This window comes from Streptomyces caelestis, from assembly GCF_001279005.1.
Lineage (GTDB): Bacteria > Actinomycetota > Actinomycetes > Streptomycetales > Streptomycetaceae > Streptomyces > Streptomyces heliomycini.
Genome location: NZ_LGCN01000215.1, coordinates 57,851 through 63,958, shown reverse-complemented (window position 1 = coordinate 63,958; position 6,108 = coordinate 57,851). Strand labels below are relative to the sequence as shown.

Genomic DNA, 6,108 nt, shown 5'->3' with positions numbered 1-6,108 from the left:
AGCGTCGGCCCCCAGCTCGGCCAGGTCCGCGCCGGGGCGATGGCCGGCTGGACCGGCGCCCGCCCGGCGATCTGGACCGGCGGCCTCGCCTGCGTCGCCACGGTGGGCCTGCTCGCCGCCGCGCTGCCCAACCTCATCGGCTACGACGCCCGCACCGACGAGGACGCCCGCCGCCGCGCCGACGAGAGCGCCGGGTCCGCACCGGCCCGTGAGGACGCCGTCACCGATCGGTAGCCTGCTGGTAGCGGCGTACCTGGGCGTAGCCGTGCACGAGGTCGGCGTAGTGGCTGGCCTCAGCCGTGAAGCACGCCTCATCTGCAATGAGGAACAGGCCGTAGGGCGACGGGGCCCGTTCCTGGCATGTGTTGCCTGGGACTGGCTCAGTGGCAGGGCAGGCTCATGTAGAGCGCCTGCTCACTTCTTGCGGGAGTGTCGTTGTAGGGGTGGTGTCGAGTCCACAAAAAGCGAAGCCCATGCGCCGGTATGCGTGAATCGCCGGCGTGTTGATGTTGGTGACCTCCAGCCAGAGGTGATCGGCACCCCGCTCGCAGGCGAACTCCTTCGCGAGTCCCATCAGTACGCGGCACACTCCCCTGCCCCGGTACTGCGGGGCGACTGCGATGTCCTCGATGATCAGCCGGCGGTTCCAGCCGGAGTACGAGACGGTGACGCCCCCGGCCAGGTCACCGGGGGCGCCGTGGGCGACAAAAGCACAGGAGTTTTTGTTGTCGCCGTCCGGGTCGTCCTCGGGGAACACCTTGGTCAGGGCGGCTCCACCGGGATCTCCCGCAGCGCGAACCTCTCCTCGGTGGCGGTCACCTGGAAGACGGTGCCGGTGGTGAAGGAGTCGTCCAGGGCCCTGATGGCCTCGGTGTCCTCGACGGCGGCGATGCGGTACCGGTAAGCCGTGTCGCCCGCAGTGGTCATGACACGAGGCTACGACCACTCCGATCACGGCAGGACGGGTTTCGGCCGGTCGCACCCGCGCCTCCCAGATCCAAGGCTCCAGGTCGCCGGACACCGGGACCCTCAGCTTTGCCGGGGCCCGTGTGCGTGGTCGTAGCCGTATCCGAAGCGACCGCCGTTCGACGTTCTCCCTTTCACCCGTCGTCTCACCGTGGGGGCCTGGACTCCAGGAGGCGTGACGTGCCCGGGGAGGCGCTGCGGCGTCCGCCGTCCACGCGGTCCGCCCCTCTGAGGCGCATCGGCAACATGCTCGGTCGATCGCCGGCGGTGTCGGCCACCGGGGGCCGCGTCCGGGGTTTCCGTAGCTGGCGCCCACCCTCGGGGGACTTCCCTCCGTCGAACGCATACCTGCCGAACACCGCATCCAGAATCGATTGATCCGATTAAATTAATTCTATTATGTATTGGGAAATTCTGTCTAGTTTTGCCCTATCTTGATCATATCGAGGCATTCGAGTTGTCGAATTCCGTCGAACAAGCCAACCAGGAGTGCCGGCGCCCCCGCGGTCGAAGATCCGCTGACGGGAAGCGGCAGGTCATAAGCCGTTCAAGTTTTCGAACAGGGCGCATCATAGGCGGTTTTCGGCGACGTCCCTCGGATCGATGGTTGACACTCTGATCATCCTCATTGCATCGTTGGTGAAAGATCCGGAACCGTGAACTACGGTCAGAAAGAGAGTTCTCGTATGCCGTTATCGGACGGCGATCCCGTCGCGCAGGTCGGCGGTGCGTGCGACAACCGCACCGCGATTCCCACCCTGGACGAAAAGGTTTCCATCCGCACCCGCGTAGAAGTTCCCGTACGCGCCGGTGATGGATTGTGGCGAACTGCTGAAATGATCAGTTTCAACGGACTCGCCGACAATCACGAGCACATAGCGGTGCTTTTCCCGGGCACCTCCGACGAACTTCCCGACACCTCGCCGGCTCCGTTGGCCCGCATCCATTCTGAATGCCTGACCGGTGATGTCTTCGGTTCCGCGCGGTGCGACTGCGGGCCCCAGCTCGGAGAAGCCGTGGAGCGGTTCTCCACCTCCGGAGGCGTCCTCCTGTACCTGCGGCAGGAGGGTAGGGGAATCGGCCTCTACAACAAGCTCGACGCCTACCAGGTGCAGGATGAAGCGGGCCTCGACACCTTCGCAGCCAATCGCGCGCTGAGCTTCTCGGACGATCTGCGGAACTATCATTCCGCCGCTCAGATGCTACGTGCCCTCGGCATTCACCGAATACGGCTGCTGACCAACAATCCTGACAAAGTACGGCAGCTCGAAGCCCGAGGAATCGAAATCGAGGAGACCATCGCCACCCGGGTCTTCAGGACGGAGCGCAACGCGCAGTACTTGCGTGTGAAGGCCGAACTGGGGGGACACACCATCGAACTCGTCGGGGAGACCGCATGATTCTGCATCGCAGTCCCATCAGTGGCGTCGCCGCCCTGCAGGACAAATACGTCGCCACCGCGGGCTATGACAACCAGGTGATCTGCTGGGACCAGCGGACCGGCCTGGCGCTCGCCCGTGCCTTCCATGACCACCTGGCCAACCAGTGTGCCTTCTCGCCTGACGGCCGTTATCTGCTGACCTCGTCCAGCGACTACACGGCCCGGCTGTGGACGGTTCCCGACCTGCGCCTGGTCGCGGTCTTCTCGGCACATGAGGATGACGTCGAGATGTCGGCCTTCCACCCGTCCAGGGAGCTGATCGCCACCGCTTCCCGTGACCACCGTGTGCGGGTCTACGACTTCACCGGCCGCCTCCTCACCACCTTCGTCGGGCACACCGCGGATGTCATCTCCGTCGAATGGGCCGGAGACGGTGACGAACTCATCTCCTCCAGCGACGACGGCACTGTCAAACGCTGGTCCCTCGCCACCGGACAGCTGGTCTCGGAGTTGAGCACTGACGGCGTGGAGACCGACACGGTGGCGATCTCCTCCGACGGAACGGTGTTCGCGGGCAACGACGAGGGGGCGATCATCGTGATCGGCCCTGCCGATCGCACCTCCATTCCGGCACACGACGCGGGCATCAAGCGACTGGTGCTGAACGACGCACGCCATCTGCTGGTCAGCCTCTCCTACGACCGCACCATGCGGCTGTGGGACGTGAGCTCCGGGCAACCCCGCCCCCTCGACAGCGCGAGCCTGCCGGCCGACGTCTGGCCCCGCTCCTGCGCGTTCGCCGCCGACAGCCGGCTGGTCTTCGCGACGTTCGGTGCCACCTACCGCGGTTACGACTACGAAGCACGGGTCTGGGACACGTCCGAGATACCGCGGACCGGCGGTGTCAACGCGGTTCTGCCCCGGCCGGACGGCGCGACGTTGACCGTCGGGGACGCGGGCACGGTCCGCGACGGCGACCGTCGAGTCGCGGACACCGGAAGTCTCTGCAACTTCCTGACTCCGCTGGGCCCTCTGGTCCTCTCGGGTGGTCAACTCGGCAAGATCTTCGACGCCCTCACCGGGCGCGAACTGCACCAGCACCGGTCGCCCTTGAACTGTGGCGCCTCCTTCGAGCGTGACGGAGAGCAGTACGCGGTCGTGGGAACCTACACGGGCGAGGGCATCCTGCTGAAACTCACCGATGACAACGGTGTCACCCATGTCACCGACCTGCCGCTGCACACCAACGCGGTGAAGGGCGTGGCGGTTTCCGGGGACTTGCTCTTCTCCGTCGCCGCCGATGCCTCCGCCACCTGGTACCGCACTCCGACACTGGAACGTGTCGCCACGACCGAAGCAGCACACGACAAGATCGCCAACGGCTGTGCCGGTCTGGGCGATGGCTGGTTCGCAAGCGTCAGCCGGGATCTCAAGCTGCGTATCTGGAACCCGCGACGAGAGGCCGACGTCCTCACCACCCCGCACACCCACTCGGTGAAGTGCGTGGCAGCCTCCGATGACGGGCTTTCGGTGGCCACGGGCTCCTATGACGGCAGCGTCGCGGTGTACGACCGGAGCACCGACACCTGGGGCCCCGTGACACGGCCCACGACCTCGGGTATTTCCTCCCTCGCCTACGACGCGCGACAGGACGTCTTCCTCGCCGGAGCGTACGACGGACAGGTGTACCACATCCCGCGCTGAGCGATGTGGTCCGAGGCGGCCTCGGCGTGACCGCCGACCGCTTCTGTCGTCTCCCTCCACCCTCGCGACGCCGTCATGCCGGCCGCGATTCCATGACCGTCTCGACATGTCGGCCTGCTTCCACGGGCCCGACGGAGAGGATCTGCCGTGACCGGGTTCCTGATACCCACCGCCGTGCGGCGGGCGGAGCACGCGGCCCCCCGCGCCGCCGACGAGACCGAAGCCGCGGCCGACGTCGTGGTTCTGGTGCCCATGTACAGGGAATCGCTCGAGACGTGCGAGCGTTCCGCGGCCGGCATGCTCCGCCTGGACCACCCCCGGGAGCGCATCACCGTCCTGTGGCTCGTTCCCGAGGGTGACGAACGCAGCCAACTGCCCGCGCGCAGCGCATTCGCGCGACTGACCACAGCCGGTTTCGACCCGAGGTCCCGGATACGGCCCGTGCCGGACATGAGGCCCAAGGGCCGGGCGCTCAACCACGTCCTGGCCGACCTGGACGCCTACGACGTGGTTCTCTTCCTCGACGCGGACGTGGTCCCGGGCCCCACACAGGTCACCGAGGCGCTCCAGGCGGTCGGCGAGGGCGTGGACATCGTGGAGGCATTCGAGTTCCACGAGTCGCGCAACTGGGTGGGCCGCGCCATAGCCGCGGAGAACGCCACTCACCTGGCGTCCATGATGTTCCTGGAAAAGCGGCTGAAGACCGCCTTTCTGCAGGGCAGTTCCCTCTACGTCAGCACCGCTTTCCTCAAGAGGGCCGGGGGCTTCATCGACGATGAGGCCGAGGAGTGCTTCGTGTGGTCGATGTTCGCCAGTCGGCTGAGACCGCGGATCCGTTTCCTGGCGACCGTCTCGTACGGAACACCCGTCGACCAACTGCCGACCGCGCTACGGCAGCGGGTCCGGTGGCTACGGGGGCAACTCGCGGCTCTTCGGCACATCACCGCGCCCGAACTCACTCCGGCCGGACGCCTGGCGCTGGGGATCACCGCCGCGAGTGTCGCCGCCCAGCTGACCGTGCTGCCCGCGCTCGTCCTGGCCCCGCGCGGCGGCCGTACGCGTCGCATCGCCCTCACGGCCGTTCTCCTGGAGGCCGTCCGCATCGCTCATACCGCCGCCACGCCCGAATGGCGTCGGCTGGGCATCAAAGACGGCTGGTGCACACTGCTGGCCTTCGAACTGGTACAGGGCATCACCGGATGGCGTGCGGTGCTGGAACTCGCCACTCAGCACAAGGTGTGGCACAGCGTCCGCGACAGTGGGCACATGTGACGCAGAACCCGACGGACACGGCGGAACAGGTGGTCTGCTTCATGACACGAACAGCGCTCCCCGACATCGACTGGGTGACCGTCCCCCACGGCATCCTGGTGCGTGGTACGGACGAGCGGGAGGTTCCCGCACTGGTACGGGATCACGCCGATCTCGAACTTCCGGCGGAATGGTTCCTCAAGGAATGCCCGCGGACGGAAGTGACCGTCCCGGAGTTCGCCATCAGCCGGACGCCGGTCACCCGCGCCCAGTGGGCGCCCTTCGCACGGGAGAGGGGACTGAACCGTGGGCCGGACAGCGACTTCGACCACCCTGTCACCGGCGTCGACTGGCAGTTGGCCACGGAGTACTGCGCTTGGCTGGCCGAGCTGACCGGCCTGCCGGTGCGGCTTCCCTCCGAGACCGAGTGGGAGCGGGCGGCCCGCGGCGGTGACACCCGCGCCTACCCGTGGGGGGACCGTTTCGACGTCGCGCACGCCAATCTCAAGCCCGCGGGGCACAAGGGCACCACGCCCGTCGGCTCCTTCCCTTCGGGCGCCGGCCCCTTCGGCGTCCTCGACCTGGCGGGCAACGTCGACGAGTGGACCTCGACGGTGTACGAGCCGTACCCGGGCGCTCCCGACGAAGTTCCGGCCGACGAGACCTGGGCCCACGACCGGCACGTGACACGCGGCGGCTCCTGGCGTCACAACCGTGATCTGGCACGGTGCGCCCGTCGGCACGGCGCCTACGACTCCGAACCGCACGACATCGGCTTCCGGCTCGCGGCCGGAACCTGACGATCC

4 protein-coding genes and 2 pseudogenes are annotated in these 6,108 nt (G+C 67.1%); 5 read left to right on the top strand and 1 reads right to left on the bottom strand.

What is annotated here, in order from left to right; all coding sequences use genetic code 11:
* Positions 1-234 (top strand): annotated as a pseudogene (locus ADK41_RS25800) (MFS transporter); the annotation flags it as partial.
* Positions 235-380: 146 nt separating this feature from the next.
* On the opposite strand, the pseudogene ADK41_RS25795 reads toward ADK41_RS25800, so the two are convergent.
* Positions 381-927 (bottom strand): annotated as a pseudogene (locus tag ADK41_RS25795) (GNAT family N-acetyltransferase).
* Between the two features lie 695 nt (positions 928-1,622).
* Between ADK41_RS25795 and ADK41_RS25790 the strand changes: the two are divergent.
* The 4 genes from ADK41_RS25790 to ADK41_RS25775 all read left to right on the top strand — a co-directional run bounded on the left by ADK41_RS25790 (position 1,623) and on the right by ADK41_RS25775 (position 6,102).
* On the top strand, positions 1,623-2,366 hold the full coding sequence (locus ADK41_RS25790; RefSeq protein WP_234319050.1) for a GTP cyclohydrolase II: 744 nt from the start codon (positions 1,623-1,625) through the stop codon (positions 2,364-2,366).
* Positions 2,363-4,051, top strand: coding sequence for a WD40 repeat domain-containing protein (locus ADK41_RS25785; RefSeq protein WP_030834480.1), 1,689 nt, complete (start codon positions 2,363-2,365; stop codon positions 4,049-4,051). The genes ADK41_RS25790 and ADK41_RS25785 overlap by 4 nt, the downstream gene beginning before the upstream one ends.
* Before the next feature lie 147 nt (positions 4,052-4,198).
* Positions 4,199-5,323 carry a glycosyltransferase gene (locus ADK41_RS25780; RefSeq protein WP_030834479.1) on the top strand — a complete coding sequence of 375 codons (1,125 nt, stop codon included), beginning with the start codon at positions 4,199-4,201 and terminating at the stop codon, positions 5,321-5,323.
* Between the two features lie 41 nt (positions 5,324-5,364).
* Positions 5,365-6,102 (top strand): formylglycine-generating enzyme family protein, encoded by a 738-nt coding sequence (locus ADK41_RS25775; RefSeq protein WP_030834478.1) that lies wholly within the window; start codon positions 5,365-5,367, stop codon positions 6,100-6,102.
* The last annotated feature ends 6 nt before the right edge of the window (positions 6,103-6,108 follow it).